Here is a 26218-nt window from a genome sequence, read left to right on the forward strand (position 1 = left end):
AAACCCATTGCGCAATTCCATAAAAGGCCCATGTCGTTCCTTTCCGGTGTCAGATCACCATTTTCAGTAATTGCAGCGCGCCCTTCTTCCACGGCACGCGGTGGGACACGCCCGTGGCTTGCGAGATCATATCTCGGTTGGCCACGTACCAATCATAGTTTCGCACAAGCGCATGTTCGTTCGAGTGGATCGGGGCATAGCCCAGACGTTTGCTGATCTTGTCCAGACTGACAAAGCTGTCCTTGCCTGCGGTCTCGTAGATCCACTTGTAAAGCGGCGACAGGTTCACGGCCTCAAGCACCCGCAAGGTCCAGATGGCGGGGGCCTCGGGCAACCCGATGATATGCTTGCCGTGCCCGGCGCGATCCAGCACCGCCTGAAAGGCCTGGCGCAAAGAGCCGTATTCAGCCGCACCGACATTGAACGTATCGTTCGCGATCTGCTCGTCGGCGGTGGCGCATAGCAGCACGGCCTGACTCAGGTCCTCCACATCCATTAGCTGATAAATGTTGTCACCCGACCCCAGCACCGGAAAATTGTGCCCCGTGTAGGCAAAGTCATAAAGCAATTCAAACGCACCAAGGCGCTCAGGCCCCACAAAGGACTTTGGGCGCAGAACCGGCAGGCACAGGCCCTTTTCGCGAAATGCGTTGCACACATGTTCGGCGGCGACCTTGGACGCCCCATAGGCGCCAACGCCCTGCATCCGATCCGCCTCGACCAGCGGGTGGTGGTCAGGAATGCCATAAACCGCCGTGCTTGAGGTATGGATGAACCGCTCGATCCCCTTTTTCTCGGTGGTTTCCAGCAACAACCGCGTGCCGTCGACATTCGTGGACTGGATTTCAGACACATCGGCAAGAGGCAGCGCCGCGGCGCAATGCACGACAAAGTCAATCCCGTCAAACGCCCGATCATGCAGGGAAACGTCGCGGATATCCCCCTGCAACTCATCAATCCTGTCACGCTCGGGGTAAGAGAATGGCTGCAGGTCATAGCTGCGCACCTCGTGGCCACGCTCCAGAAGATAGCGGATCAGGTTGATCCCCATGAATCCGGCCCCTCCGGTCACCAGAAAAGTCTTCTTTGCCATGCGATTCACTCCCCTCGTCAGACGCCCGCCGAGTTTGATCTCTCGAGCAAACGCCTGTGCCATGCTGGCCTGATCTTTCATGTTTGGAATATGATCTAAATCAAGCCACCCGCGCCTTGCCCTGATTAGGGTCAAACCACTTGGGGAGAGGGAAAGCCCTCTTGTGGTCGTCGCGAAACATGGCGGGGCACAGGGGCGCGACGGCAGAATGGCAAACGACTCAGACATATGTGAAGGATCGGAGCGACCGCTTGTGCTTGAGATCGATAGAACGCTGCTGCGGACGGACCTGTTTTTCGAGTCGGTCTGGCTGGCGTTGGCCACGAATTTCTGGGCCACGCTGCGCGCCTTGCTTTCCTGTTGCCTGTGCCCTGCGGTGCTGAAACGTCGATTGCTGGATATCGCCATGCCCGATGTTGAACTGTCCCCCGTGAACGAAAACATCCTTGCCCGAGCCTTGAAGGTCCGTGTGCAGGGGCGCGCGGTGCATTTGGTGTCCGGGAATGATCAGGCGTTGGTCGATGCCGTTGGCGCGCGGTTCGGGTTTGTCGGGCCGCATTTCGGGTCGGACGGGATGCGAAACCTCATTAAACAAGCCAAGGCCGATCTGCTGGTTCAGCGGTTCGGACAGGCGGGGTATGACTATGCGGGGCATTCCGCAGATGATCTCCCAAGCTGGCAAGGCGCGGCCAAGGCTATCGCAGTCACCCATGATCCGAGAGTCAAACAAAGGTTGGCAAGCCTCGGCATCCCAACAGATCTTGAAGCGGCAGACCGGTTTAGCCTCAAGGTGTTGTGGAAAGAACTGCGGCCCCATCAATGGATCAAGAATGTCTTGCTGTTCTTTCCGCTCTTGGCGATGCAGGCGAGCGATCCGCTGCAATATGTGCATGTCGCAATCGCTGCAGTGGCGTTCAGCTTAGGGGCCTCGGCGATCTATATCCTCAATGACCTGCTGGACCTGCCAGCCGACCGCCTTCATCCTGAAAAACGTAAACGCCCGATTGCCTCGGGGGCCTTGCAAGTTCCCCACGCGATGCTGTCCAGCGTGGGGCTGATTGCTTTGGCGTTGGCGCTGGTCTGGCCCGTCAGTCCCGCAGGCGCCCTATTCACTTTGACCTATATGGCAAGCAGCCTCGGGTATTCGCTGTGGCTCAAGAAACGGCGCTGGCTGGATGTGCTGGCCCTTGCCACGCTGTTCACCCTGCGTGTGGCCACCGGGGCGGTGGTCGCCCAGGTCACGCTGCCTCTGTCCTTGTCGCTTTTTGTGTTCTTCAGTTTTTTGGTGCTGGCCTGCGTCAAACGTGTGACAGCACTGACACGCTTAGCAACGAGGGATCATTTGCCCGGTCGGGGATATGGCGTCACCGACCTCAGACATCTGGGATGGGTGGCGCATGGTGCGATCTTGCTGTCCGTAGTCTCGTTCTGGACCTTTGCTTTTTCGATAGAAGCCATGGACCTTTATACACGCCCCTTTGTATTGGGGCTGGCTGTTCTGCCTTTTGCTTGTTGGCTGCTACGGAACCTCCGGATGAGCGCTAAGGGTCTCGAAGACTATGATCCGGTTGTGTTCGTTTTTCACGATAGGAAGGGGTTGGCGCTGGTCGCGGCGTCTTTCGTGCTTGCTTTTTGCGCGATCTAGGCCAGTAGTGGGCCGGCACGGTGCGGTGCTACGAAAGGTCAAATTGCCATGACCGGTCGCGCGGACTACACTTTCGCCAAGAACACGAGGAGAGCCCTATGAAAAAAGCCATCATTCCCACGATAGTTGCCCTATCCATGCCGCTGACGGCGCAAGCGGCCGAGTGGAACTATTCTGCTTCGCTTTATGGCTGGTTTCCGGGCCTTGATTCTACAATCGGAACGGCCTTCGGCGATCTTGATATGGATATCTCCGCGCAAGATTTGATTTCAAATCTGGACATGGCCTTCATGGGCACATTTGAAGGCCATAACGGCCAATGGGGCTATCTTGCCGACATCTTCTATTCCGACATCTCGACGAACAAGACCGGCCCGTTCGGTTTCGTCAGCGCAGATCTGGACCTTAAACTAACCCTTGTGAGTTTGGCGGCGACCTACCGCGTCAGCGAAACGGCCACCTCCCAAGTGGATCTGATGGGGGGGCTGCGCGGCTATGACATGGATGTAGGAGGGCAGTTCAACGGCGGCGGAAACCCAACCTTCGGCGGATCGGACAAGTGGGTAGATCCCGTGATCGGCCTGCGCGGGCGCTGGGCGCTGTCAGACCAGTGGTCTCTGACCGCACTGGGCGATGTCGGGGGGTTTGGTTTGGGATCTGACCTGAGTTGGCAGGTGCTGGCGACCTTTGACTACGCGTTGAACGACAGCTGGTTGTTGCGCTTCGGGTATCGTCATCTGGAAGTTGACAAGCCAATCAATGGGCGGGATGTGCAGGTTGGCCTGTCCGGTCCGATTTTTGGGGCGACCTACCGGTTTTAGAGGTCAGGTGTAAGTACTTTTCCTTTGAGCCAGCGCGACAAACCGTTCTGACGGTGCCAGCTTCTTCCGCGGGTCTGCGAAAGTGATGCTGTATGCGGATGGATCAAACCAACAGTGCCGAACCTATGTAAGGCGGCTTTGAGTTGGAACGGGTTTGTCGCCGACTCGTACACTAATTCCAAACGGGTAAACCAAATGGATCAGACGAGGCAAAATACAGCCTCGAACAGGCGGATTTCTGTACAGGTCTGTGGGAAGTTTTTTTGGTGCCCAGAAGAGGACTCGAACCTCCACGTCCATACGGACACTAGCACCTGAAGCTAGCGCGTCTACCAATTCCGCCATCTGGGCACGGGTTGGTGAGGCAGGCGTTTAAGCTGGTATCAGGGGGGAGTCAACGGCGTTTCGCAAGATTTTTGATTTTTCTGACGTCTTTCATTTCGTGCGATTTGAAATCCTGCCTACCTGCGTCAAATAGCAGTGCTATACTTGTTGAGGATCAAGGCAAAACAAGGGATAAGCCTTTAATGACGTGCCGTGGAGCCCACGGGCACAGACAGCGGAGGATACCTATGTCGAAACTCGTTACAATTTATGGCGGTTCTGGCTTTGTGGGTCGTCACATTGCGCGATTGATGGCCAAAGAAGGCTGGCGCGTGCGTGTTGCGGTGCGTCGCCCCAATGAGGCTATGTTTGTGCGTACCTATGGCGAGGTGGGCCAGGTCGAACCCGTCTTCTGCAACATTCGTGATGATGAGTCGGTCAAGGCGGTGATGCAGGGGGCCGACTCGGTGGTTAATTGCGTCGGGGTGCTGGCCGAGCACCGCAAGAACACGTTTGAAGCGGTGCAAGAGCAGGGCGCCGAGCGCATCGCGCGACTCGCGGCCGAACAGGGCGTTGCGACTATGGTGCAATTGTCGGCCATTGGCGCTGACGCTTCGTCCGACAGCACCTATGCCCGCACCAAAGCCGCGGGTGAAGCAGCTGTTCTGAAACACATGCCCGACGCAATGGTGCTGCGTCCTTCTGTTATTTTTGGCAGTGATGACGAGTTCTTCAACCGCTTCGCTTCCATGTCGCGATTTGGTCCGGCCCTGGTGATTGCCGGCGGTGATACCAAGTTCCAACCTGTGTTTGTCGAGGACGTGGCGGCCGCTGCGGTCAAGGGCATCAAGGGCGAGGCATCGGGGCTTTACGAGTTAGGCGGGCCGGATGTCCGCACCATGCGGGACTGGATGCACGAAATGCTGGAAGTGGTGCGCCGTCGCCGCGCCGTGGTAAACATGCCGTTCTTCATGGCAAGCCTGATGGGCGGTGCGTTCGATCTGGGCTCCAAGCTGGTCGGTGGCATGTTCGAGAATAAGGTGCTGACTCGCGATCAGGTCAAACTGCTGCGCAAGGACAATGTGGTGTCCGAAGGGGCGAAAACCCTTGCTGATCTTGGGATTACCCCGACCCACACTCGCGCCGTATTGTCTGACTATCTGTGGCGGTTCCGCCCGTCTGGGCAGTATGACGACATCAAGGATTCAGCCAAGAACATGCGTGTCTGAGGCGCGTATGCGCTAGCTAAGGCGTACAGGGGGCGGATCTACGGGTCCGCCCGTATTGTATGCGATCCACAAAAGTACCAACCCCAGTGCGATACGATAGACCACATAAGGCGTGAAGCTGACGGAACGCAGCAGGCGCATCATCAAGCCAAGGGCGAGATAGGCCGCGACGAACGACAGCCCGGCCGCGATGGCGCCGTCCCTTGCCAGTTGCGCGTCGGCCGTCGCGTAGATTTTCGTACAAAGCAGCACACCGCTGGCGGCAATTGTGGGGATTGACATCAGCATGGCAAGGCGCGCAGCCTCGGATCTTTCGTAGCCCATTTGCCGGGCGCCCGTGATCGTAATGCCCGACCGGGATGTGCCGGGAATCAGGGCAAGCGCCTGCCACAGCCCCATGATGGTCGCGTCACGCCGGTTCCAGTCAGACATCCGCTTGTCGGATTTGCCCCGCTGGTCTTCCCACCAGAGCACAAGTCCGAAAATCAGCATGGCCCAACCAATGACCTTGATGCTGCGCAGTGCATCTGTCAGCCCTGAAAGGCTGAGAACGAGGCCGGCAATGACCACGGGAATCGTTGCAACCACAAGGAGATAGGCAAGGCGGCTACCCTCTGAGTCTGTACGTCCGCGCACCAGATCCGGTACCCCGCCCATGGCAAGGCGCACATCCGACCAGAAATATAGGATCACCGCCCCCAACGTGCCCACATGCACCGCCACATCTATTGCGAGGCCCTGATCGGACATTCCTGTTAGACTGGGCAGGAGAATTAAGTGCCCCGACGAGCTCACTGGTAGGAATTCGGTGATTCCCTGAATGATGGCTACCAACAAAATGTGGAACATGCTCATGCGGCTGCGGCCCTCGGATTGGTCTGAATCAGCGTATAAAGCAGTGCGATTTTATGGAAAGAGTTCATTTAGGGCCGAGTCGGACTAATTTTTCTGTGATTTTACGACAATAAGTGATGTGCCGTGGCCAAATTTCTCACAATAGGTCAGCATAATTTACTTTTATCCAGTTTGAATTTTGCTTAAACACGCAGCGACCCATTAATTCAGGAGGCAGCTTCCGTGGCCAAGCAACCGATGCTGAAATTTGTAACCGTTGAACGTGACATGCCGACAAAGCGTGACGCCGATGTGCGGAATAAGGATTTCGATGAGATCTATGCCGAGTACGCGACCGCCAAGGCGGAAGAGCAGGCAAGCCGCTGTTCGCAGTGTGGTGTGCCCTATTGCCAGTCGCATTGCCCGCTGCATAACAACATCCCGGATTGGTTGCGCCTGACCGCAACGGGCCGCCTTGAAGAAGCCTATAATGTGTCGCAGGCCACTAACACATTCCCCGAAATATGTGGCCGTATTTGTCCGCAGGATCGCCTTTGCGAAGGCAACTGCGTGATTGAACAATCGGGCCATGGCACCGTGACGATCGGATCGGTGGAAAAATACATCACCGACACCGCGTGGGAAAAAGGTTGGGTGCAGCCCGTACAACCGAATTCCGAACGCTCTGAAAGCGTTGGTATCATCGGCGCAGGCCCAGGTGGCCTCGCGGCGGCGGACCGTCTGCGCCGCGCGGGTGTGCAGGTAACCGTTTATGACCGCTATGACCGCGCAGGCGGACTGCTGACTTACGGCATCCCCGGTTTCAAACTGGAAAAAGACGTGGTCATGCGCCGCATCGACCAACTCGAGCAGGGTGGCGTGACCTTCAAGATGAACTGCACGGTTGGCGAAGACATTTCGTTTGCCGATATTCGTGCAGCCCATGATGCGGTGATCATCGCCACGGGTGTTTATAAGACGCGTGATCTGTCTGGTCCGGGATCAGACGCCGCCGGAATCGTGCGCGCGATTGATTACCTGACCTGTTCAAACCGTCTCAGCTTTGGCGACACCGTCGCCGAATTTGAAAGCGGTGAGTTGAACGCGGCGGGCAAAAAGGTTGTGGTCATTGGTGGTGGTGACACGGCGATGGACTGTGTTCGCACCGCGGTGCGTCAAGGCGCCGAAAGCGTAAAGTGTTTGTATCGCCGTGACCGCGCCAACATGCCGGGTTCGCAACGCGAAACCCAAAATGCCGAGGAAGAAGGCGTGGTGTTCGAATGGCTTGCGGCCCCCAAAGGTTTTGAAGGGAACCCGGTATCTGGCGTTCAGGTCCAGCGCATGCGTCTGGGGCAACCCGACGCATCCGGTCGCCAGTCCCCCGAAGTGATTGAAGGGGCTGACTATTTGGAAGACGCAGACCTTGTGATCAAGGCGCTGGGCTTTGAACCCGAGGACCTGCCGACGCTGTGGGGCGAACCCGAACTGGAAGTGACCCGCTGGGGCACGGTCAAGGCCGAGTTTACGACCGGCGCAACCGCGATGGACGGCGTCTACGCAATCGGTGACATCGTGCGCGGTGCATCTCTTGTGGTCTGGGCCATCAAGGATGGACGCGACTGTGCGGATGCAATTGTGGATCGTTTCAATAACACCGCAGCCGTAGCAGCAGAGTAATTCAGACAACATAGCGGTGCGACTGGCGCAACCGGCACCCCGGACCCGGCACCGCAGGACAGACCCCTGTCCGCAAGAATGAAAGAGGTTAGATACCATGACCAAATACGACGAAAACTGGGTTCGGGAAGAAGAAGCCAAGCGCAAGTGGATGGCTGAAAACGGGCTTTACAGCGAAGAGGAAGAGCATTCTTCCTGCGGTGTGGGCCTTGTTGTGTCGATTGACGGCAAACCCAGCCGCAAGGTGGTCGAAGCCGGTATTACCGCGCTCAAGGCAATCTGGCACCGTGGTGCGGTCGACGCGGACGGCAAAACCGGCGATGGCGCTGGTATTCACGTGCAGATCCCCGTTCAGTTCTTCTATGATCAGATCCGTCGGACCGGCCATGAACCTCGCATGAACGAACTTATGGCGGTGGGTCAGGTGTTCCTGCCCAGAACCGACCATGGCGCGCAAGAGGCATGCCGGACCATTGTCGAGACCGAAGTTCTGCGTATGGGATACCGTATCTACGGTTGGCGTCACGTTCCTGTGGACATCACTTGCCTTGGTGAAAAGGCTAATGCCACCCGTCCCGAGATCGAACAGATCCTGATTTCGAACTCGAAAGGTGTGGACGAAGAAACGTTTGAGCGCGAGTTATACGTAATCCGACGTCGCATCGAAAAAGCGGCGCTCGCGGCCAATATCACGCAACTTTACATTGCGTCGTTGTCTTGCCGGTCGATCATTTACAAAGGCATGATGCTGGCCGAGCAGGTTGCCGTTTTCTATCCGGATCTTCAGGATGAACGCTTTGAGTCAGCTTTTGCCTTATATCACCAGCGGTATTCGACAAACACCTTCCCGCAGTGGTGGCTGGCCCAGCCGTTCCGCATGCTGGCCCATAACGGCGAGATCAACACGCTGAAAGGTAACCGCAACTGGATGAAGAGCCATGAGATTCGCATGGCTTCGACCTATTTCGGTGAACTCGCAGATGACATCAAACCCATCATCCCCGCAGGTGCATCGGATTCGGCTGCGTTGGACGGCGTGTTCGAGGTCTTTGTGCGCGCGGGTCGTTCGGCGCCGATGGCCAAGACCATGCTTGTGCCGGAATCCTGGTCGCAAAGCGCGGTCGAGCTGCCTGAAAGTTGGCGCAACATGTATTCCTACTGTAACTCGGTGATGGAACCTTGGGACGGTCCCGCGGCGCTTGCGATGACCGATGGTCGTTGGGTCTGCGCGGGTCTCGACCGCAACGGCCTGCGTCCGATGCGCTATGTCGTGACAGGAGACGGTCTTTTGATTGCCGGGTCCGAGGCGGGCATGGTGCCCACTGACGAAGCCTCTGTTGTCGAAAAAGGGGCACTTGGCCCGGGGCAAATGATTGCCGTCGACATGGCCGAAGGCAAATTGTTCCACGACAAAGAGCTGAAAGACTCGCTTGCCAATGCCCGCCCCTATGGTGACTGGGTTGGCAAGATCAAGGATCTGGAAGAAGACCTTGGCGGCGTGACCGAGACCGCGCTCTACTCTGGCGAAGAACTGCGCAAGCGCCAGATTGCCGCCGGATACACGATGGAAGAACTTGAGCAGATCCTCGCCCCCATGGCCGAGGATGGTAAAGAGGCGATTGCCTCAATGGGCGATGACACCCCGTCGGCGGTTCTGTCGAACAAATATCGCCCGCTCAGCCACTTCTTCCGCCAGAACTTTAGCCAGGTGACGAACCCGCCGATCGACTCGTTGCGTGAATATCGCGTGATGTCGCTCAAGACGCGTTTCGGGAACCTCAAGAACGTGCTGGACGAAGATGGGTCGCAAACCGAGATCGTCATGCTCGAAAGTCCGTTCGTAGGCAACGCGCAGTTCGACAAGTTGCTGAGTGCGTTTGATGATACCGTTGTGCGGATAGACTGTACCTTTGGTGTGAATGAAGGTGCAGGTGCATTGCAGGCCGGGCTTGAGCGTATCCGGTCCGAAGCCGAAGATGCTGTGCGGTCGGGCGCAGGCCATATCATCCTGAGCGATGAAGGCCAGGGACCGGAACGTGTAGCCATGCCGATGATCCTCGCGACCAGCGCCGTACATTCGCACCTGACCCGCAAGGGACTGCGGACCTTCTGTTCGCTGAACGTGCGTTCGGCCGAATGTATTGATCCGCATTACTTTGCCGTTCTGATCGGTGCAGGCGCGACCGTGGTCAACGCCTATCTCGCCGAAGATTCGCTGGCTGATCGTATCGAGCGCGGATTGCTTGAAACGGATCTGACCACTGCAATTGCACGCTATCGCGATGCCATCGACCAGGGGCTGCTCAAGATCATGGCCAAGATGGGTATTTCGGTGATCTCGTCCTATCGTGGTGGCCTGAACTTCGAAGCTGTGGGCTTGTCACGCGCCATGTGTGCCGAATACTTCCCCGGTATGACCAGCCGTATCTCGGGCATCGGGGTGAGCGGCATCCAGAAGAAGGTTGAAGAAATCCACGCCAAAGGCTTTGGTGAAACCACGAATGTTCTGCCGATTGGCGGATTCTACAAGGCACGGAAATCGGGCGAAACTCACGCTTGGGGTGCCCAGAACATGCACATGATGCAGGCGGCCTGTAACCGTGCTTCTTACGAGCTCTGGAAGCAGTATTCCAAGGCTATGCAAACCAACCCACCGATCCATCTGCGCGACCTTCTGGCGATCAAGCCGCTGGGCGAACCCATCGCGATTGAAGAGGTCGAATCGATCACTGCAATCCGCAAGCGCTTCGTGACACCGGGCATGTCGCTGGGTGCACTGTCTCCGGAAGCGCACAAGACGCTGAACGTCGCTATGAACCGTATCGGCGCCAAGTCGGACTCGGGTGAAGGCGGAGAAGATCCGGCACACTTTGTGCCCGAGCCGAATGGCGACAACCCCTCGGCCAAGATCAAGCAGGTCGCTTCGGGTCGTTTCGGCGTGACCGCCGAATACCTGAACCAGTGTGAAGAGCTGGAGATCAAGGTCGCCCAGGGTGCGAAACCCGGTGAGGGTGGTCAGCTGCCGGGCATGAAAGTGACCGACCTGATCGCACGCCTGCGTCACTCGACTAAGGGCGTGACGCTGATCTCGCCGCCGCCGCACCACGACATCTATTCGATCGAAGATCTGGCGCAGCTGATCTATGACCTGAAACAGATCAACCCGCGCTGCAAGGTGACGGTGAAGCTGGTCGCGTCCTCGGGCGTGGGCACGATTGCCGCCGGTGTGGCCAAGGCCAAGGCCGACATCATCCTGATCTCGGGTCACAATGGGGGCACAGGCGCGTCGCCCGCAACCTCGATCAAGTATGCCGGCCTGCCGTGGGAGATGGGCCTGACCGAGGCGCATCAGGTTCTGGCGATGAACAACCTGCGCGATCGCGTCACCCTGCGCACCGATGGTGGCTTGCGCACGGGTCGTGACATCGTCATGGCCGCTATGATGGGTGCCGAGGAGTACGGCATCGGCACGGCTGCGCTGATTGCGATGGGCTGTATCATGGTGCGTCAGTGCCAGTCGAACACCTGCCCCGTGGGTGTCTGCACGCAGGACCCGGAGCTGCGGGCCAAGTATACCGGCAACGCGGACAAGGTCGTGAACCTGATCACCTTCTATGCACAGGAAGTGCGTGAGATTCTGGCCTCGATTGGTGCCCGTTCGCTGGACGATGTGATCGGTCGGGCGGACCTGCTGGCGCAGGTGTCGCGTGGTTCTGCGCATCTGGACGATTTGGACCTGAACCCGCTGCTGATCACGGTCGATGGGGCGAAAGACATCGTCTATGATCGTGCGAAAGAGCGGAACGCCGTGCCCGACACTCTGGATGCGGAAATCGTGCGCGATGCACATCGCTTCCTTGAGGATGGTGAAAAGATGCAGCTGTCCTATGCGGTGCAGAATACGCACCGCACCGTGGGCACACGCACCTCGTCGCATATCGTGCGCAACTTCGGAATGCGCAATGCTCTGCAAGAGGATCACCTGACCGTTCAGCTTGCCGGCTCGGCAGGCCAATCGCTGGGGGCGTTTGCCGCGCCGGGTCTCAAAATCGAGGTGTCTGGCGATGCGAACGACTATGTCGGCAAAGGTCTCTCCGGTGGCATGATTGTCGTGCGTCCGCCTATGAACAGCCCGCTTAACGCATCGGAAAACACCATCATCGGCAACACCGTGCTGTACGGGGCCACCGATGGGCATCTGTTTGCGGCAGGTCGTGCAGGTGAACGTTTCGCGGTCCGGAACTCGGGGGCGAAGGTCGTCATCGAAGGCTGCGGTGCTTGTGGGTGTGAATACATGACTGGCGGTGTGGCTGTGATCCTCGGGTCAATTGGAGCCAACTTTGGCGCCGGTATGACCGGTGGCATGGCTTACCTCTATGACCCGGAACAGAAGGCCGAAAACCTGATGAACATGGAAACCCTTGTCACCTGTCCGGTCACAATGCAGCATTGGGAAGACCAACTGAAAGGCCTGATCGAGCGCCACCATGCAGAAACCGGCAGCCGCAAGGCCGCCGATATTCTGCAGCATTGGGATCTGGAAAAAGACAACTTCTTGCAGGTTTGCCCGAAGGAAATGCTGGCGCATCTGCCGGTGCCGCTTGCAGAAGAAGCGCAAGCGATGCCAGCAGAGTAAGCCTTTGCGTTGCCTAAATTCAAAGCCCTGCAAGCATTTGTTTGCAGGGCTTTTTCCTGGGGCGTTCCTTGTTGCGTTGGCAAAACTGCGGCAGCAAGGTTGAGAGGACACTGCACCCCGTATAAAATCCTTTTACTGTGAACGAGGAACAGGTTGCGTGGTACCGGATGGCAAAAAGCACCAAGAAAAAGCCCGCACCGGCAAAGAAACAGGCAAAGCCCAAACCTGATGATGGGGAAAACTGGCTGACCCGCCAGATCAAGCGCGCCAGATGGTGGTTCTGGCGCGGCTTGATTTGGAGCGTGTCGATCACGATTTTTGCCGTGCTGATCTATATCGTGATTGATCCTCCGACCACTTGGACGATGCGATCCGAAAAAGCCCGTCTTGGCACGCTTGACCAGCAATGGGTGGATATCGAAGAGGTTGCGCCGGTCTTCCTGCGCTCGGTTGTGGCAGCCGAAGATGCGAATTTCTGCCTGCACTGGGGTTTTGATGTCGCGGCAATCCGCGCCGCGCTTGAGGAAGGGGGGCGTCGCGGAGCATCGACCCTGACACAGCAAACCGTCAAGAATGTGTACCTGTGGCAGGGGCGAAGTTGGTTTCGCAAAGCCCTTGAGGCGCTGCTGACGCCTTTGGTCGAGATTGCATGGACCAAACGGCGCATCCTCGAGATCTATATCAATGTCGCCGAATTTGATGAGGGAGTGTTTGGCGTGGATGCGGCAGCGCACCATTATTTTGGCGTTGAACCGGCTGACCTGACGCGGCTGCAGGCCGCACGCCTCGCTGCCGTTCTGCCGGCCCCCAAGACCCGCTCTGCGTCCCGGCCCAATTCCGTGGTGCGCAACCGGGCGGCTTCAATCATGGACGGGGCGGCCACGATCGGCAAAGACGCGCGTTCCACCTGTTTCGAGGATTGAAAAACTCGGCCTGACAGGTCATTGAATGGGAAACTTCCAAAACACCAAGATCGCTCATGAATCGTTTGTTCCACGTCCCGTTGTCCCCGTTCTGCCGCAAAGTGCGGCTTGTCCTCGGCGAAAAACGCCTTGAGGTCGAACTGGTCGAAGAGCGGTACTGGGAACAGGATCCCGATTTCCTGCGCCGCAATCCGGCGGCCAAGGTGCCGGTTCTGAAAATGGACGGTAAAATGATGGCCGACAGTGGTGCCATCTGTGAATACCTTGAGGAAAAGTACCCCGATCCCGCCCTGATGCCCAAGGATATCGACCAACGCTACGAGGTGCGGCGTCTGGTGGCGTGGTTCGATGACAAGTTCCACCACGAAGTGACTTCGAAACTTCTGTATGAGCGGGTGAACAAGAAGGTGATGGGGCAGGGCTATCCTGACAGCGGAAACGTCAAGGCCGGCGCGCGCGCCATCAAGTACCACCTTGATTACATGACGTGGCTACTGGATCACCGTCGCTGGCTGGCAGGGGATCACATGACCTTGGCGGACTTTGCCGCGGCTGCCCATCTCAGCTCTCTAGACTATATCTGTGACGTGGACTGGAACCGCTCGGATGTGGTGAAGGACTGGTACGCCAAGATCAAGTCGCGCCCCGCCTTCCGGTCCATTCTTGCCGATCAGATTCCTGGGTTCCCGCAACCCGCACACTATGCCGATCTCGATTTCTGATCGGGGTGGGAGGAGGGCTGCCCCCTCTTGGCCCAAGGGCCAATTCACCCCCGGGTTATTTTCACCAAGAGAAAGTGAGTTGGGGGCATGCTGGACGGTTTGAAGCAAAGGCTTATCGCAGAAGCGCAGGAAGTGGGATTTGACCTGTGCCGGGTTTGCTGCCCCGACTCTGTCAGGCATGTGGCTGACGATCTGGCAGGTTTTTTAGAGCAGGGGTATCACGGGCAAATGGGTTGGCTGGCTGAACGCACCCATTGGCGGGGCAATCCGGCGGCGCTCTGGCCCGAAGCCCGCTCTGTCATCATGCTGGGGCAGAGTTATACCCCAAAGCACGATCCAACTGAAGTTCATGCTATTCCTGGAAAAGGCGCGATCTCGGTCTATGCGCAAAACAAGGATTACCATGATCTTGTGAAGAAGCGGCTAAAGCGACTGGCGCGGTGGCTGATTGCAGAAACGGGTCAGGACACGGAAGTGAAGGTGTTTGTCGATACAGCACCTGTGCCGGAAAAGCCGCTGGGACAGGCGGCGGGGCTGGGCTGGCAGGGGAAACACACCAATCTTGTGAGTCGTGATCTGGGGTCGTGGTTCTTTATCGGCTCTGTCTTCACGACTCTGGAATTAGACCCTGATTCAGCGGAAATCGACCATTGTGGCCGTTGCCGGGCCTGTCTGGACGCCTGTCCCACAGATGCGTTTCCGGCGCCTTACAGGATTGATGCGCGTCGTTGTATTTCCTACCTGACTATTGAACATCACGGCCCCGTCGACGAAGCGCTGCGGCCATTGATGGGCAATCGGATCTATGGGTGCGACGATTGTCTGGCAGCATGCCCCTGGAACAAATTTGCCGTTGATGCACGTGAGATCCGGTATCATGCCCGGGATGACCTGGTCGCCCCAGATCTTGAGAAGCTGGCACGTTTGCAAGACTCTGAGTTTCGCACCATGTTTTCCGGCAGCCCGATCAAACGGATCGGGCGCAACCGATTTGTGCGGAATGTGCTTTATGCGATCGGGAACTCGGGGGAAGCTGCTTTCCTGCCCGTGGTCATTGAACTCTGTCATGACGACGATGACACGGTGCGTGATGCGGCGGAATGGGCGCTGGCCCGTCTGAGTTAACCTTTCTAGGACGTCAGCATTATGAAAAGCCGTGAAATGTGACGCTTTCAGACATGTCATGTCGCTGCGTGTTGTCTAGGGCAGAATGGAAGGAAAACAGGAGCGTGCGATGACTTTGTCCCTTGGGGTGGATACCGGTGGAACCTACACGGATGCCGTCTTGGTTCGTGATGAACGCGAGGTCATTGCCTCGGCCAAGTCCCTGACGACACGTCATGATTTGGCCGAAGGCATCGGCAATGCCGTGAAGGCCGTTCTGCAACAGGCGGATGTGAATCCTGCGGAAATCGGGCTGGCATCCCTTTCGACGACCCTGGCCACGAATGCGTTGGTTGAAGGGCAGGGCGGACGGGTGGCCCTGATCCTGATCGGGTTCCGCGAAAGTGATCTGGACAAACATGGTCTGACCGATGCGCTGGCCGGCGACCCTGCCGTTCTATTGGCCGGAGGGCATAATCACGCCGGTGAACAAAAGGCGCTGCTTGATGAAAAGAGTTTGCGTGACTGGCTTGAGGCGCACGGTCGCGAAATCTCGGGCTTTGCCGTGGCGTCCCAGTTTGCGACGCGCAACCCGGCGCACGAGCAGCGTGCGGCAAAGATCGTTCAGGACATCACCAGGCGCCCGGTGAGTTGTTCGCATCACTTGTCGTCGAAACTGAACGGGCCGAAACGCGCGATGACCGCCGTGCTGAATGCTCGTCTGATCGGTATGATCGACCGCTTGATCACCCGCGCCGAACAGCGTCTGTCCGAAATGGGTATCACGGCGCCGCTCATGGTGGTGCGCGGGGATGGTGCGTTGATCTCATCGGCCTTTGCAAGGGAACGCCCGATCGAGACCATTCTCAGCGGTCCGGCGGCGTCGATTGTTGGGGCATGTTGGATGACCGGGGCGCAAAACGCCTTGGTTAGCGATATTGGCGGCACGACTACTGACGTTGCCGTCTTACGCGACGGGCGCCCTGCCATTGATCCTGAAGGCGCGCGTGTTGGCCCCTATCGCACGATGGTCGAGGCCGTGGCGATGCGCACCACCGGGCTTGGCGGAGATAGCGAGGTGCATTTCCTGTCCGAAGGGCTGACAGGTGGGGTCACACTCGGGCCGCGACGGGTTCTGCCCGTGTCGTTGATTGCCACCGAGGCGCCAGATGTGGTGCATGATGCGCTGGATCGTCAGCTGCGCAGCCCGACACCGGGGGAATATGACGGACGTTTTGTGCGGGCGGTGCTGGGGCTTCCGACAGACGGGTTGGAACCCCGCGCGCAGACGCTGCTTGAGAGGGTTGGGAATCAGGTGCACCCGCTTGGGAATGTGTTGCGCACGCGAATGGAGCAAAAGGCGTTGCGCCGCCTTGTAGAACGTGGGTTGTTGCAATTGTCCGGTGTTACGCCTTCGGATGCGAGCCATGTTCTGGGGCTCGCCGATGCTTGGGACCGGGGGGCAGCCGAGAAGGCTCTCGCGCTTTTCGGGCGGCGACGTACTGGTGCCGGACACATGTTGGCGCCAGACCCGAACGACATGGCACGTATCATCGTGGACCAGATGACTCAGCAAACCATGTTAGCGATTCTTGAAGCAGCTTTCGCGGAAGAGGCAGAGGTATTCGGCGGTGACCCGGTGCAATTCGCACACCATATTCTGCTGCAACAGGGTCTAAAACAGCATCGTGGAGTCCTGCGTCTGGATGCCGGTCTGAATCTGCCTGTGATCGGCCTCGGAGCTTCGGCCCAGACATACTATCCGGCGGTGGGTGCCGGTCTGCACTGCCAGATGGAATTGCCGCAGCACGCCGGGGTGGCCAATGCAATCGGCGCGGTTGTGGGGCGTGTGACGATCCGACGGTCGGGCGAAGTGAGTGCCCCGGCCGAGGGGCGCTATCGCGTGCATCTGGCAGACGGACCGCAAGACTTTACTACACCAGAGCAGGCTCTGACATTGCTGGAAACGCACCTTTCGGACCTGGCGCGCGAGGAGGCCGCGGCAGCGGGGGCCGAGGGCATTCGTCTGAGCGTGACGCGCGATGTAAAAACTGCCCAAACAGAGGGGCGCGAGGTTTTCATCGAAGGGATTGTGGCGGTTGAGGCATCCGGGCGGCCGCGTATCGTGTCCGGTGACTAAAAGAAAAGCCGGGCGAGCCCGGCTTTTCGCTTTTAGGCGTCCCGTTTCGGCAGAACCCAATCCGGACGCGGGAAGTGGCAGGTATATCCGTTGGGGTGCTTTTCGAGATAGTCCTGATGATAGTCTTCGGCTTCCCAGAAGTCGCTCACAGGTTCTACTTCGGTGACCACCTTGCCTGGCCAAATCCCCGATGCCTCGACATCCGCGATTGTATCCAGGGCTACGGCTTTCTGGTTTTCGCTGACATAGTAGATAGCCGACCGGTACGACATGCCAATGTCATTCCCCTGGCGGTTCCGCGTGGTCGGGTCGTGTATCTGGAAAAAGAACTCCAGAAGCTTGCGATAGCTGAGCTTGGTCGGGTCAAACAGGATCTCGATCCCTTCGGCGTGGGTGCCGTGGTCACGATAGGTGGCGTTCGGCACGTCGCCGCCGGTATACCCTACACGGGTTGCGATCACGCCGGGCATCTTGCGGATCAAATCCTGCATGCCCCAGAAACAGCCGCCGGCCAATACTGCGCGTTCGGTCAATTTATACGTCCTCCACCTGGTCCAGATAGGCGCCATATCCTTCGGCCTCCATGTCATCAAGATGTACGAAACGCAAGCTGGCGGAGTTGATACAATAGCGCAGCCCCCCACGATCCATCGGTCCATCCGGGAAGACATGGCCAAGGTGGCTGTCCCCGTATTTCGAGCGTACCTCGGTACGCACCATCCCGTGGGTGGTGTCATGATGTTCGGTCACGTGTTCCGACAGGATCGGCTTGGTGAAACTGGGCCATCCGCAGCCGGATTCGTATTTGTCGGACGAAGCGAACAACGGTTCACCCGAGACCACGTCGACGTAAATACCTGGTTCTTTGTTGTGCAAGAGTTTGCCTGACCCGGGACGCTCGGTTCCGTTTTCCTGCGTGACCCAGAATTGTTCGTCCGTCAGAGCGGCGATTGCATCGGGGTCTCTGCGATAGTCGGCCATGCGCGGTTCCTCCTTTTGGTTTCAGCAATAAGATGGGGGCGCGACGGCGAAAGCAAAACCATATTTCAGATAATTCAAGCCAAGGTGATCCAAATTGGCGGACGCAGCGTAAAGTAAGAAACAGGGGGAAGTTAAGATGAAACAGATTATCCTAACGATCTTGATAGCCTTCGCTTGGGTGCTGCCAGCCAAAGCGATCGAACTGGGCGTACCGTTCGATAATATCGACGGAGGCGAGTTGCGCATTTCGCAATGGGCGGGGCAACCCGTTCTGGTGGTAAACACCGCGTCACGTTGCGGATACACCAACCAGTACGCGCAGCTTCAATCGCTTTATGACCGGTACCGGGATCAGGGCCTTGTCGTGCTTGCGGTACCATCAAACGACTTCCGGCAAGAACTGGCCACCGAGGCCGAGGTCAAAGAATTCTGCGAGGTACAGTTTGGTCTGGATATTCCAATGACAGGAATCACCAGTGTGAAAGGCAAAGATGCGCATCCGTTCTATCGGTCGCTGCGATCAGAAGTCGGGTTCACGCCCCGGTGGAACTTCAACAAGGTTCTGATTGCGCCCGACGGTCAGGTGGCCAAGACTTTCGGGGCCAAAACCAAACCGCTGTCGCGCTCGATCACGTCCGAGATCGAAAATCTGCTGGCCGGTTCCTGATGAACGAAAAAACCCTTCTCTGATGAGGGCATCAGAGAAGGGTGTCACGTATTTTGGACGTCAAGTCGCCATTGCGGCTTTCAAGGCGGTATCCATGAGCTCTTTGATCTGCTCTTTCGATGTGCCTGCCACGATACGCCCCAGTTCCTTATCGCCCTGCAGCACCACAAGGGTCGAGCGACGGGGGATTTTCAGGCTCTTGGACAGATCTGCATCCCCATAAGTGTCCCAGTCGACATTGATGAAAGTGATGTTTTTTTCATACGCGCCATTCTCGGACTTGAGCGAATTCAGAACGCGCTCTTGCGCCTTGCAGGTACCACACCAGTCTGCTTTGAAATCAAGGAACACCGTGTCACCGGCATCAAGGTGCTTTTGAACCAGGCCCGGCGTATAGTCCTGTGCGGCCAGCGCAAGGCGCGGCATGGACAATGCGCCAAAACCAGCGGCGGCGGTCATCAAAAAATCTCTGCGTTTCATGGTCAGGTCTCCCTAGGGTCAGATGGATACGGACAAATCGACAAGCCACGCCGGCATCACGTCCAGCAGCCAGGCTTCGATTACGTGGTGAAGGTTGAAGAACAGCATCAGGCCGACTGCGATGAACACGATACCCATCGCGGGGCGGGCCGAGACGGCAATTTTGCGCATGAGATCCTGACGGCGCTGTAACGCCGAGCGCGCGCCATATCCGAGGCCCAGAATGATCGAGGACACCCCGAGGGCAAAAAACACCATGATAAGTGTCGCGCGCAGCAGGTTCTCACCCTGGCTGGCCAAAGAAATTGCACCGCCAAGGGTGGGGCCGACGCAGGGGCTCCAGACCGCGCCAAGAAGCATTCCGCCAAGGAACTGTCCCCGCAGGGTCGAGCGATCTACATTGTCCAGCCCGGCATCCGCGCTGGCTGCGACCCCTGCTGTGGCGGTTGAAAAGGCGGTCGAAAAGCGTGGCACCAGCAGGATCATCCCGAACCCGATCATCAGCACCGCACCCGCTTGGGCGATGTCTTCGGGGCTCAGACCCACGGCATAGCCAAAGGTCGTAACCCCCATACCCAGAACTACAAAAGAAAGGCTCATCCCTGCAGCTAGGGCGACGGGACCGTACTTGCTGGCCTGTAAGGCCGTCGCCAGCACAATTGGCAACACAGGCAATACGCAGGGGTTAATCAGGGTCAACAACCCGGCGCCATATGCGAAAAGAAGTTCCATGGCACTTTATGTGCCGCGTTTGGGGCCTGCTGTCAGTACAAAGGCTGCTGACGCCAGTTCACTTGGCTGTGTTCGTTTGTTTCGAAAGCTGCACTAGAAGAATACCAACGGAAATCACGATAACACCGATATAGTCCGTCAGCCCAAGGCTTTCTCCCAGCAGGGCGGCGGCGATTGCAACACCGAAAAACGGGTTGAGAAAGTGAAACGTCGCAGCCCTGACTGCGCCGATCCGATGCACCAGCTGGAACCAGATCCACGTCGCCAATAGCCCCGGTGCAAAGATGGTATAGGTCAACGCGGTCAACATGCGGGGGTTCCAGTTGAACTCCCATGTTTCAAAGATCAACGATGCCACGAACAGAACAGCCGCCCCGACAAACATCTGAAGGCCAACGATCATCATCACGTTGCCACCCGAGGATGCCCCCCGCAACATCAGGGTCGCGATTGTCAGCGCCGCCGCACCAATCACGCAGAGCATGACGCCGAACATGTCGACGCCCGCATTCATGCGGGATCCCATGATGACGATCACCCCCGCAAACCCCAGAACCAGACCGAACACGGCCTGACGGTTCAGCTTGTCCTTGAGAAACGCCCAGCCGGCAAAGGCCACCATGAGCGGCATGGTAGACGCGATGATCGAGGCGAGCGAGGCCTCAACCGTTGTCATGGCGAGAAAGTTCAACCCAAGGTAAATGGCGTTCTGGCACAAGCCGAAGATCAGGGTCGCGCGCCATTGGTCCCGCGTCAGATACCAGGATTGCCCCATCGCGCGGGCGATCAGCACGCCGATCACTCCGGCAATCGTGAATCGGATCGCGGAAATTGCAAAGGGCGGGGCATCTGCCACGATGATCCGCGCCGAGGTAAAGGCCGAAGACCAGATCAGGGCAAACAAAAGCCCCATCCCAATTGCGCGAAGATCCATTTGTGTGACTCACATGTTAACGATCCGGCGATCTAAGCCTATTCATCTGCAGGGTGCAACGCAGCATGTCGCGTTTGTCCTTGCGATATGCCTTCCGGACGGGCAAGCCAAAGGAATGACACCCGATGGCTTTCTTCGCATCAATGCCCCCTTTCTTGCGGCTGGCATGTTGATGACATTCATGTCCAGTTTTGGGCAGACATTTTTCATCTCGCTTTTTGCCGGAGAAATCCGTGGGGCCTTCGGGCTGAGTCACGGGCAGTGGGGCGGCATCTATATGATCGGCACCGGTGCATCTGCGTTGGTCATGGTCTGGGCAGGGGCGTTGACCGACAGGTTCCGCGTGCGGGTGCTTGGCCCGACGATCCTTGTCGGGTTGGCCTGCGCGTCTCTTGCGATGGCGACAAACAATTGGGCCTGGGCCTTGCCGGGGGTTATCTTTGCGCTGCGGTTCTTTGGTCAGGGGATGAGTAGCCATATCGCCGTAGTGGCGATGGCTCGCTGGTTCGTGGCCGCGCGGGGGCGTGCCTTGTCGTTGGCCGGACTTGGCTTTTCCTTTGGCGAGGCCCTGTTGCCCATCGTGGTGGTGGCCTTGATGGGGATGGTAGACTGGCGGTTCCTGTGGATCGCCGCCGCAATGATCAGCCTTTTGGGCATTCCCTTGCTGGCTTGGCTTTTGGGAAAAGAACGTACGCCCGGCCAACTGGCTGATTCAGGCGGGAATGTTGGCATGAAAGGGCGCCATTGGACCCGGACCGAAGCCCTGCGCAGCCCGTTGTTCTGGGTGCTTGTACCGTCGATCCTTGGTCAATCCGCCTTCAACACGGTCTTCTTCTTCCACCAAGTCCACTTTGCCGAGGTCAAAGGGTGGCAACATATCGAACTCGTGGCGTTCTTTCCGCTCTACACGGCTGTGTCCATTGGCGCGATGCTGTTAACAGGATGGGCGCTGGACCGCTTTGGTACTGCCCGCCTGATGCCGTGGTACCAGGTGCCCATGGTTGTGGCCTTCCTGGTTTTTGCAGGGTCCAACAGCGTTTCGGCGATGGTGTTCGGATTGTTCTTTCTGGGGCTCAGCGCCGGAGCTAATGCGACCCTTCCCAGCGCCTTCTGGGCAGATTTCTATGGCACGGCCCATATCGGCGCGATCAAGGCGATGGCAGCGGCGGTCATGGTGCTCGGGTCGGCAGTCGGACCGGGTCTGACGGGTGTCTTGATCGATTTCGGCTACGGGATCGAAGGACAGTTTGTAGGCATCGCTGTCTTTTTCGCCATCACCACTGGGGTGCTTTGTTGGGGGATCACGCGCGCGGCGAGGGCGCTGTCTTGACAAATTAAGGCTCTATTACGGGGAAATTCGTCACCTAAATTCCTGTTCAAATGCCTGCAGGCGGATTAGACGATCCGGATGGCGTGCTCTGCGAATGCCAGGATGAGCGGCAAAGAAAAAGGGCCGCCCGAAGGCGACCCTTTAGAAACTGATAAGGTAAAGGACTTAGCCGTTTACGCTGTCTTTCAGAGCCTTCGCAATGGTCATCTTGACGACTTTGTCGGCTTCTTTTTTGATTTGCTCGCCAGTGGCAGGGTTGCGCACCATGCGCTCGGGGCGCTCGCGGCAATAGATTTTGCCAACGCCGGGCAGTGTCACTGCGCCACCGGCGGAAACTTCACGGGTGATCAGGGCACATACAGCTTCCAGAGCGGCGCCTGCCGATTTCTTGTCGGTGCCCATTTCTTCGGCCAGAGCGGCAACGAGCTGGGTCTTGGTCATTGGTTTTGCCATTTCAGGTCTCCATTAGTCTGCCCGAATATTGGGCCTCGTGTCGGGCATTTAAGTGGATATGGTAGGGGAACACAACGAATTGTGTGCCAGAAAACCCAAAAAAATAGGGGTTATCCACTGATTTTTCGGCAATTGCGTCGTGACCGGCATCTCGTGGAAGATTCACGTCACGTCAAATGTGCTGTCAGTTCATAGAAATGCCGTTTCATCGAAACTGCGCAGTTTTCGCGAATGCAACCGTTCCAGCGGCATGTCGCGCAAGGCTTCCATCGCTCGAATCCCGATCATCAGGTGCCGTGTGACCTGTGTGCGGTAAAAATCCGAGGCCATACCGGGCAATTTCAACTCGCCGTGAAGAGGTTTGTCGCTGACACACAGGAGGGTGCCGTAAGGGACCCTGAACCGGAACCCGTTTGCGGCAATTGTCGCGCTTTCCATGTCCAGCGCAATGGCGCGCGACTGGCTTAGCCGTTGCACCGGCCCGGATTGGTCGCGCAATTCCCAATTGCGGTTGTCGATAGTCGCCACCGTGCCCGTGCGCATGATCCGCTTGAGGTCGTACCCGTCCAGTTTCGTGACCTCGGCAACCGCACGCTCCAGTGCGATCTGTACCTCGGCAAGGGCGGGAATTGGCACCCAGACAGGCAGGTCGTTGTCCAAAACATTGTCCTCACGCAGATAAGCATGCGCCAAAACGAAGTCGCCAAGAGATTGCGAGTTTCGCAACCCCGCGCAATGTCCGACCATCACCCATGCATGGGGCCGTAAAACGGCAATGTGGTCCGTCGCGGTTTTCGCGTTGGAGGGACCTACCCCGATATTCACCAGCGTGATGCCCGATCCGTTCTTCCGTTTCAGATGATAGGTCGGCATCTGCGGTTGCTTATCCGGCGTCGGCAACTCCCCGTCGGGCGAAGTCAGGACATGGTTCCCCGTGCTGACAAAGCTCGTATAGCCGCTCTTTGGGTCGGCCAATTGCGCGCGGGCGTAGGCCTCGAATTCCGAGACATAGAATTGATAGTTGGTGAACAGAACATGGTTCTGGAAATGCTCCGCATCCGTCGCGGTATAATGGCTGAGCCTTGCGAGGGAATAGTCGATCCTTTGCGCGGTAAACGGCGACAGGGGCGCGCTGCCGTCGTCATGCCCTGTGAATGTGCCGTTCACGATGTCATCATTGGTGTTCGAAAGCATCGGCACGTCGAACACATCCCGTAGAATGAAGGAAGACGCCCCTTCTTGCGGTACGGTCAGGTTGGTTTCCGAAGACACCGCAAAATGGATCGGGATTGGCGTGTCCGAAGCGCCAATCACCACAGGCACCCCGTGATTACAGATCAGCAGGTCAATCTGCTGTTCCAGGTAATGCCGGAACAGATCGGGGCGCGTGATGGTCGTGCTGTGTGTGCCCGGCTCGGACACATGGCCAAAGCTCAGACGGGAATCGATCTGTGCAAAGCTGGTCGTCGTGATGCGGATTTCGGGATAGAAGGCGCGAAACCGCTTCGGTTTTGGCCCCCCTTCCATAACGATCCGAAATCTGTCGCACAAAAATGACGTGGCCGTCTGGTACAGCTCTTCCAGCCGTGCCACGGCGGCACGGGCGTCTGTGAAGGCCTCGGCCGGAGGGACTTTGGGCGAAATGATCGGGACGTTCGGAGCCGGTGTCATACGGTGTCTTCCAGCAACTCGGTCAGCTCGAACTTGGTCACGTCGACAAGCCCAAGGTCAGAAATGCGCAATTCCGGAATCACAACCAACGCAAGGAAAGAGTGCTGGATATTGGCATTGTTCAAACTGCATCCGCAGGCGCGCATCCCATCCACGATTCCCTGCGCCTTGACGGCCACCTCGGCGGCCGGGGCATCCGACATAAGACCGGCAATCGGCAACTCGACAAGCGCGATTTCCTTGCCATCCTTGAAAATGACCATGCCGCCGTCCACGTCCCCCAGACGGTTGGCCGCGAGCGCCATGTTGTCAGGACAGGTTCCGACGACGATCATCTGGTGGCTGTCATGCGCCACCGTCGAGGCCATGGCCATCTTGCCGCTATACCCGAACCCCGAGACAAACCCGTTCGCCACGTTCCCGGTGCCGCGGTGCCGCTCGACAAGGGAAACCTTGGCCACATCCTTGTCGATGTCGTTCTGAACCGCTCCGTCCTCGACCCGCAATTCTGCGGTCAGGGCCTTGGTCGGAGCCTGGTTTTCGACAATGCCAATGACCTTGGCTTTCACCCGATTGGCGCCGTCTGGCGCGGGCACGGTGAAATCCGAAGCGGCGAGTGTTTTGCCCAAATGCACGGTATGGCGGGCGTGATCCGGCCAGGCATAATGGGGGCAGTCTACCAGACACACGCCATTTTCGGCCACGCTGATACCGCGCGCGATGACATGTTCCACCGGCAGCGACCGCAGATCGCTGGTCAGAATTACATCAGCACGCCGCCCCGGTGTGATTGATCCGATTTCGCGTTCAAGACCAAAATGCGTTGCGGTGTTGATGGTCGCCATTTGCAGCGCGATCAGCGGATCACAGCCAACCTCGATGGCGTGACGCACGGCGCGGTTCATATGGCCGTCTTCGGTCAGTGTGCCGGAATGGCAGTCATCGGTACACAGGATAAAGCTGCGTGGATCAAGACCTTTTTCCGTCACCGCCGTGATCTGGGCCTCGACGTCATACCACGCACTGCCAAAGCGCATCATGGCTCGCATCCCCTGACGCACGCGCATGATTGCATCCGCCTCGCATGTGCCTTCATGATCGTCCGCGGGGCCACCTGCCGCATAGGCATGGAAGTTCGGTCCAAGGTCCGGGCTGGCATAGTGGCCGCCAATAGTTTTGCCTGCGGCTTGCGTTGCGGCCATTTCGGCCAGCATCTTGGGGTCGGCGTTGATCACGCCGGGAAAGTTCATCATTTCACCCAGACCGATGATCCCGGGCCACATCATTGCCTCAGCTACATTTTCGGGCGTGATCTCATAGCCTGTGGTTTCAAGACCAGGTGCAGAGGGCGCGCAGGATGGCATTTGGGTAAAGATGTTGATGGGCTGCATCAGAGCCTCATCATGCATCATCCGCACCCCTTCGATCCCAAGAACATTCGCTATTTCATGAGGGTCGGTGAACATGCTTGTCGTGCCATGCGGAATCACGGCGCGGGCAAATTCTGCCGGGGTCAGCATCCCTGACTCGATATGCATGTGCCCATCGCACAGTCCCGGGATCATGAAACGACTGTCTGCTTCAATGATCTGTGTTTCCGGTCCGATACAATGGCCCGCATCCGGGCCGACATAGGCCACACGCCCCGCAACGATGGCAATGGACTGGTTTGGCAACACCTCGCGCGAGTGGACGTTAACCCAATGGCCATTGCGAATGACAAGATCGGCAGCTTCGCGGCCCGCGGCCACGGCAACCAATTTGGGGGCGACATCGGCCCAAGTCGGAAATGGTGAAATAGTCATGTCTCACGTTGACACGG

Annotated in this window: 21 protein-coding genes and 1 tRNA gene; 11 read left to right on the top strand and 11 right to left on the bottom strand. The window is 57.9% G+C overall.

Features of this window, described 5'->3' with window-relative positions; translation table 11 throughout:
- Positions 1 to 49 precede the first annotated feature (49 nt).
- Positions 50 to 1093, bottom strand: coding sequence for an NAD-dependent epimerase/dehydratase family protein (locus WNE31_RS01745; protein ID WP_349977860.1), 1044 nt, complete (start codon positions 1091 to 1093; stop codon positions 50 to 52).
- A 208-nt stretch (positions 1094 to 1301) separates the two neighbouring features.
- Between WNE31_RS01745 and WNE31_RS01750 the strand changes: the two genes are divergently transcribed.
- Together WNE31_RS01750 and WNE31_RS01755 are read left to right on the top strand one after the other, a co-directional pair.
- Positions 1302 to 2738, top strand: a complete 1437-nt coding sequence (locus tag WNE31_RS01750; RefSeq protein ID WP_349977861.1) for a UbiA family prenyltransferase — start codon at positions 1302 to 1304, stop codon at positions 2736 to 2738.
- A gap of 98 nt (positions 2739 to 2836) precedes the next feature.
- Positions 2837 to 3559, top strand: coding sequence for a hypothetical protein (locus tag WNE31_RS01755; RefSeq protein ID WP_349977862.1), 723 nt, complete (start codon positions 2837 to 2839; stop codon positions 3557 to 3559).
- Between the two features lie 264 nt (positions 3560 to 3823).
- Here the strand turns inward: WNE31_RS01755 and WNE31_RS01760 are convergent.
- Positions 3824 to 3910 (bottom strand) — tRNA-Leu (locus WNE31_RS01760).
- Between the two features lie 221 nt (positions 3911 to 4131).
- Here WNE31_RS01760 and WNE31_RS01765 point away from each other — a divergent pair.
- Positions 4132 to 5112 carry a complex I NDUFA9 subunit family protein gene (locus WNE31_RS01765; RefSeq protein WP_349977863.1) on the top strand — a complete coding sequence of 327 codons (981 nt, stop codon included), beginning with the start codon at positions 4132 to 4134 and terminating at the stop codon, positions 5110 to 5112.
- A gap of 12 nt (positions 5113 to 5124) precedes the next feature.
- Here WNE31_RS01765 and WNE31_RS01770 read toward each other — a convergent pair whose 3' ends face one another.
- Positions 5125 to 5967: an undecaprenyl-diphosphate phosphatase gene (locus WNE31_RS01770; protein ID WP_349977864.1), complete on the bottom strand. Its 843-nt coding sequence runs from the start codon at positions 5965 to 5967 to the stop codon at positions 5125 to 5127.
- Between the two features lie 222 nt (positions 5968 to 6189).
- On the opposite strand from WNE31_RS01770, the gene WNE31_RS01775 reads away from it, so the two are divergent.
- The 6 genes from WNE31_RS01775 to WNE31_RS01800 all read left to right on the top strand — a co-directional run bounded on the left by WNE31_RS01775 (position 6190) and on the right by WNE31_RS01800 (position 17148).
- Positions 6190 to 7623 carry an NAD(P)-dependent oxidoreductase gene (locus WNE31_RS01775; RefSeq protein WP_349977865.1) on the top strand — a complete coding sequence of 478 codons (1434 nt, stop codon included), beginning with the start codon at positions 6190 to 6192 and terminating at the stop codon, positions 7621 to 7623.
- A gap of 97 nt (positions 7624 to 7720) precedes the next feature.
- The gene (gltB, locus tag WNE31_RS01780) at positions 7721 to 12259 is read left to right on the top strand and encodes a glutamate synthase large subunit (protein ID WP_349977866.1); all 4539 of its coding nucleotides are present in this window, start codon (positions 7721 to 7723) and stop codon (positions 12257 to 12259) included.
- Between the two features lie 167 nt (positions 12260 to 12426).
- On the top strand, positions 12427 to 13182 hold the full coding sequence (gene mtgA, locus WNE31_RS01785) for a monofunctional biosynthetic peptidoglycan transglycosylase (protein WP_349977867.1): 756 nt from the start codon (positions 12427 to 12429) through the stop codon (positions 13180 to 13182).
- 56 nt (positions 13183 to 13238) lie between these two features.
- Positions 13239 to 13904, top strand: a complete 666-nt coding sequence (gene fzlA / locus WNE31_RS01790; protein ID WP_349977868.1) for an FtsZ-binding protein FzlA — start codon at positions 13239 to 13241, stop codon at positions 13902 to 13904.
- A gap of 87 nt (positions 13905 to 13991) precedes the next feature.
- The gene (gene queG, locus WNE31_RS01795; RefSeq protein WP_349977869.1) at positions 13992 to 15029 is read left to right on the top strand and encodes a tRNA epoxyqueuosine(34) reductase QueG; all 1038 of its coding nucleotides are present in this window, start codon (positions 13992 to 13994) and stop codon (positions 15027 to 15029) included.
- A 109-nt stretch (positions 15030 to 15138) separates the two neighbouring features.
- Positions 15139 to 17148, top strand: a complete 2010-nt coding sequence (locus tag WNE31_RS01800) for a hydantoinase/oxoprolinase family protein (protein WP_349977870.1) — start codon at positions 15139 to 15141, stop codon at positions 17146 to 17148.
- 32 nt (positions 17149 to 17180) lie between these two features.
- Here WNE31_RS01800 and msrA read toward each other — a convergent pair whose 3' ends face one another.
- Positions 17181 to 17681, bottom strand: a complete 501-nt coding sequence (gene msrA, locus WNE31_RS01805; protein WP_349977871.1) for a peptide-methionine (S)-S-oxide reductase MsrA — start codon at positions 17679 to 17681, stop codon at positions 17181 to 17183.
- A 1-nt stretch (position 17682) separates the two neighbouring features.
- Positions 17683 to 18129: a peptide-methionine (R)-S-oxide reductase MsrB gene (msrB, locus tag WNE31_RS01810; RefSeq protein WP_349977872.1), complete on the bottom strand. Its 447-nt coding sequence runs from the start codon at positions 18127 to 18129 to the stop codon at positions 17683 to 17685.
- A 136-nt stretch (positions 18130 to 18265) separates the two neighbouring features.
- On the opposite strand from msrB, the gene WNE31_RS01815 reads away from it, so the two are divergent.
- A complete protein-coding gene (locus tag WNE31_RS01815) occupies positions 18266 to 18796 on the top strand; it encodes a glutathione peroxidase (protein ID WP_349977873.1) in 531 nt (176 codons plus the stop codon).
- A gap of 60 nt (positions 18797 to 18856) precedes the next feature.
- Here WNE31_RS01815 and WNE31_RS01820 read toward each other — a convergent pair whose 3' ends face one another.
- From WNE31_RS01820 to WNE31_RS01830, 3 genes are read right to left on the bottom strand one after another with little or no spacing between them, the layout of a single operon-like run.
- On the bottom strand, positions 18857 to 19276 hold the full coding sequence (locus WNE31_RS01820; RefSeq protein ID WP_349977874.1) for a thioredoxin family protein: 420 nt from the start codon (positions 19274 to 19276) through the stop codon (positions 18857 to 18859).
- Positions 19277 to 19294: 18 nt separating this feature from the next.
- Complete coding sequence (locus tag WNE31_RS01825; protein WP_349977875.1) at positions 19295 to 20008, bottom strand: cytochrome c biogenesis CcdA family protein; 714 nt, start codon at positions 20006 to 20008, stop codon at positions 19295 to 19297.
- A gap of 58 nt (positions 20009 to 20066) precedes the next feature.
- Complete coding sequence (locus tag WNE31_RS01830) at positions 20067 to 20942, bottom strand: DMT family transporter (RefSeq protein WP_349977876.1); 876 nt, start codon at positions 20940 to 20942, stop codon at positions 20067 to 20069.
- A gap of 115 nt (positions 20943 to 21057) precedes the next feature.
- On the opposite strand from WNE31_RS01830, the gene WNE31_RS01835 reads away from it, so the two are divergent.
- Positions 21058 to 22272 carry an MFS transporter gene (locus tag WNE31_RS01835; RefSeq protein ID WP_349977877.1) on the top strand — a complete coding sequence of 405 codons (1215 nt, stop codon included), beginning with the start codon at positions 21058 to 21060 and terminating at the stop codon, positions 22270 to 22272.
- Positions 22273 to 22437: 165 nt separating this feature from the next.
- Here WNE31_RS01835 and WNE31_RS01840 read toward each other — a convergent pair whose 3' ends face one another.
- From WNE31_RS01840 to ade, 3 genes are all read right to left on the bottom strand, one after another.
- Positions 22438 to 22725 carry an HU family DNA-binding protein gene (locus tag WNE31_RS01840; RefSeq protein WP_349977878.1) on the bottom strand — a complete coding sequence of 96 codons (288 nt, stop codon included), beginning with the start codon at positions 22723 to 22725 and terminating at the stop codon, positions 22438 to 22440.
- Between the two features lie 189 nt (positions 22726 to 22914).
- Positions 22915 to 24396 carry an AMP nucleosidase gene (locus WNE31_RS01845; RefSeq protein ID WP_349977879.1) on the bottom strand — a complete coding sequence of 494 codons (1482 nt, stop codon included), beginning with the start codon at positions 24394 to 24396 and terminating at the stop codon, positions 22915 to 22917.
- Positions 24393 to 26201 carry an adenine deaminase gene (ade, locus tag WNE31_RS01850; RefSeq protein ID WP_349977880.1) on the bottom strand — a complete coding sequence of 603 codons (1809 nt, stop codon included), beginning with the start codon at positions 26199 to 26201 and terminating at the stop codon, positions 24393 to 24395. The genes WNE31_RS01845 and ade overlap by 4 nt, the downstream gene beginning before the upstream one ends.
- Between the last annotated feature and the right edge of the window lie 17 nt (positions 26202 to 26218).

Source organism: Shimia fortis (genome assembly GCF_040225985.1).
Taxonomy (GTDB): Bacteria; Pseudomonadota; Alphaproteobacteria; order Rhodobacterales; family Rhodobacteraceae; genus Shimia.

Coding starts and splice junctions, on each gene's coding strand:
- gltB (WP_349977866.1), top strand. CDS start 7,721: ATGACCAAATACGACGAAAACTGGGTTCGGGAAGAAGAAGCCAAGCGC.
- WNE31_RS01765 (WP_349977863.1), top strand. CDS start 4,132: ATGTCGAAACTCGTTACAATTTATGGCGGTTCTGGCTTTGTGGGTCGT.
- WNE31_RS01815 (WP_349977873.1), top strand. CDS start 18,266: ATGAAACAGATTATCCTAACGATCTTGATAGCCTTCGCTTGGGTGCTG.
- mtgA (WP_349977867.1), top strand. CDS start 12,427: ATGGCAAAAAGCACCAAGAAAAAGCCCGCACCGGCAAAGAAACAGGCA.
- WNE31_RS01835 (WP_349977877.1), top strand. CDS start 21,058: ATGACACCCGATGGCTTTCTTCGCATCAATGCCCCCTTTCTTGCGGCT.
- ade (WP_349977880.1), bottom strand. CDS start 26,201: ATGACTATTTCACCATTTCCGACTTGGGCCGATGTCGCCCCCAAATTG.
- msrB (WP_349977872.1), bottom strand. CDS start 18,129: ATGGCCGACTATCGCAGAGACCCCGATGCAATCGCCGCTCTGACGGAC.
- fzlA (WP_349977868.1), top strand. CDS start 13,239: ATGAATCGTTTGTTCCACGTCCCGTTGTCCCCGTTCTGCCGCAAAGTG.
- WNE31_RS01825 (WP_349977875.1), bottom strand. CDS start 20,008: ATGGAACTTCTTTTCGCATATGGCGCCGGGTTGTTGACCCTGATTAAC.
- WNE31_RS01750 (WP_349977861.1), top strand. CDS start 1,302: ATGGCAAACGACTCAGACATATGTGAAGGATCGGAGCGACCGCTTGTG.
- WNE31_RS01770 (WP_349977864.1), bottom strand. CDS start 5,967: ATGAGCATGTTCCACATTTTGTTGGTAGCCATCATTCAGGGAATCACC.
- WNE31_RS01800 (WP_349977870.1), top strand. CDS start 15,139: ATGACTTTGTCCCTTGGGGTGGATACCGGTGGAACCTACACGGATGCC.
- queG (WP_349977869.1), top strand. CDS start 13,992: ATGCTGGACGGTTTGAAGCAAAGGCTTATCGCAGAAGCGCAGGAAGTG.
- WNE31_RS01830 (WP_349977876.1), bottom strand. CDS start 20,942: ATGGATCTTCGCGCAATTGGGATGGGGCTTTTGTTTGCCCTGATCTGG.
- WNE31_RS01840 (WP_349977878.1), bottom strand. CDS start 22,725: ATGGCAAAACCAATGACCAAGACCCAGCTCGTTGCCGCTCTGGCCGAA.
- WNE31_RS01820 (WP_349977874.1), bottom strand. CDS start 19,276: ATGAAACGCAGAGATTTTTTGATGACCGCCGCCGCTGGTTTTGGCGCA.
- WNE31_RS01755 (WP_349977862.1), top strand. CDS start 2,837: ATGAAAAAAGCCATCATTCCCACGATAGTTGCCCTATCCATGCCGCTG.
- WNE31_RS01845 (WP_349977879.1), bottom strand. CDS start 24,396: ATGACACCGGCTCCGAACGTCCCGATCATTTCGCCCAAAGTCCCTCCG.
- WNE31_RS01745 (WP_349977860.1), bottom strand. CDS start 1,093: ATGGCAAAGAAGACTTTTCTGGTGACCGGAGGGGCCGGATTCATGGGG.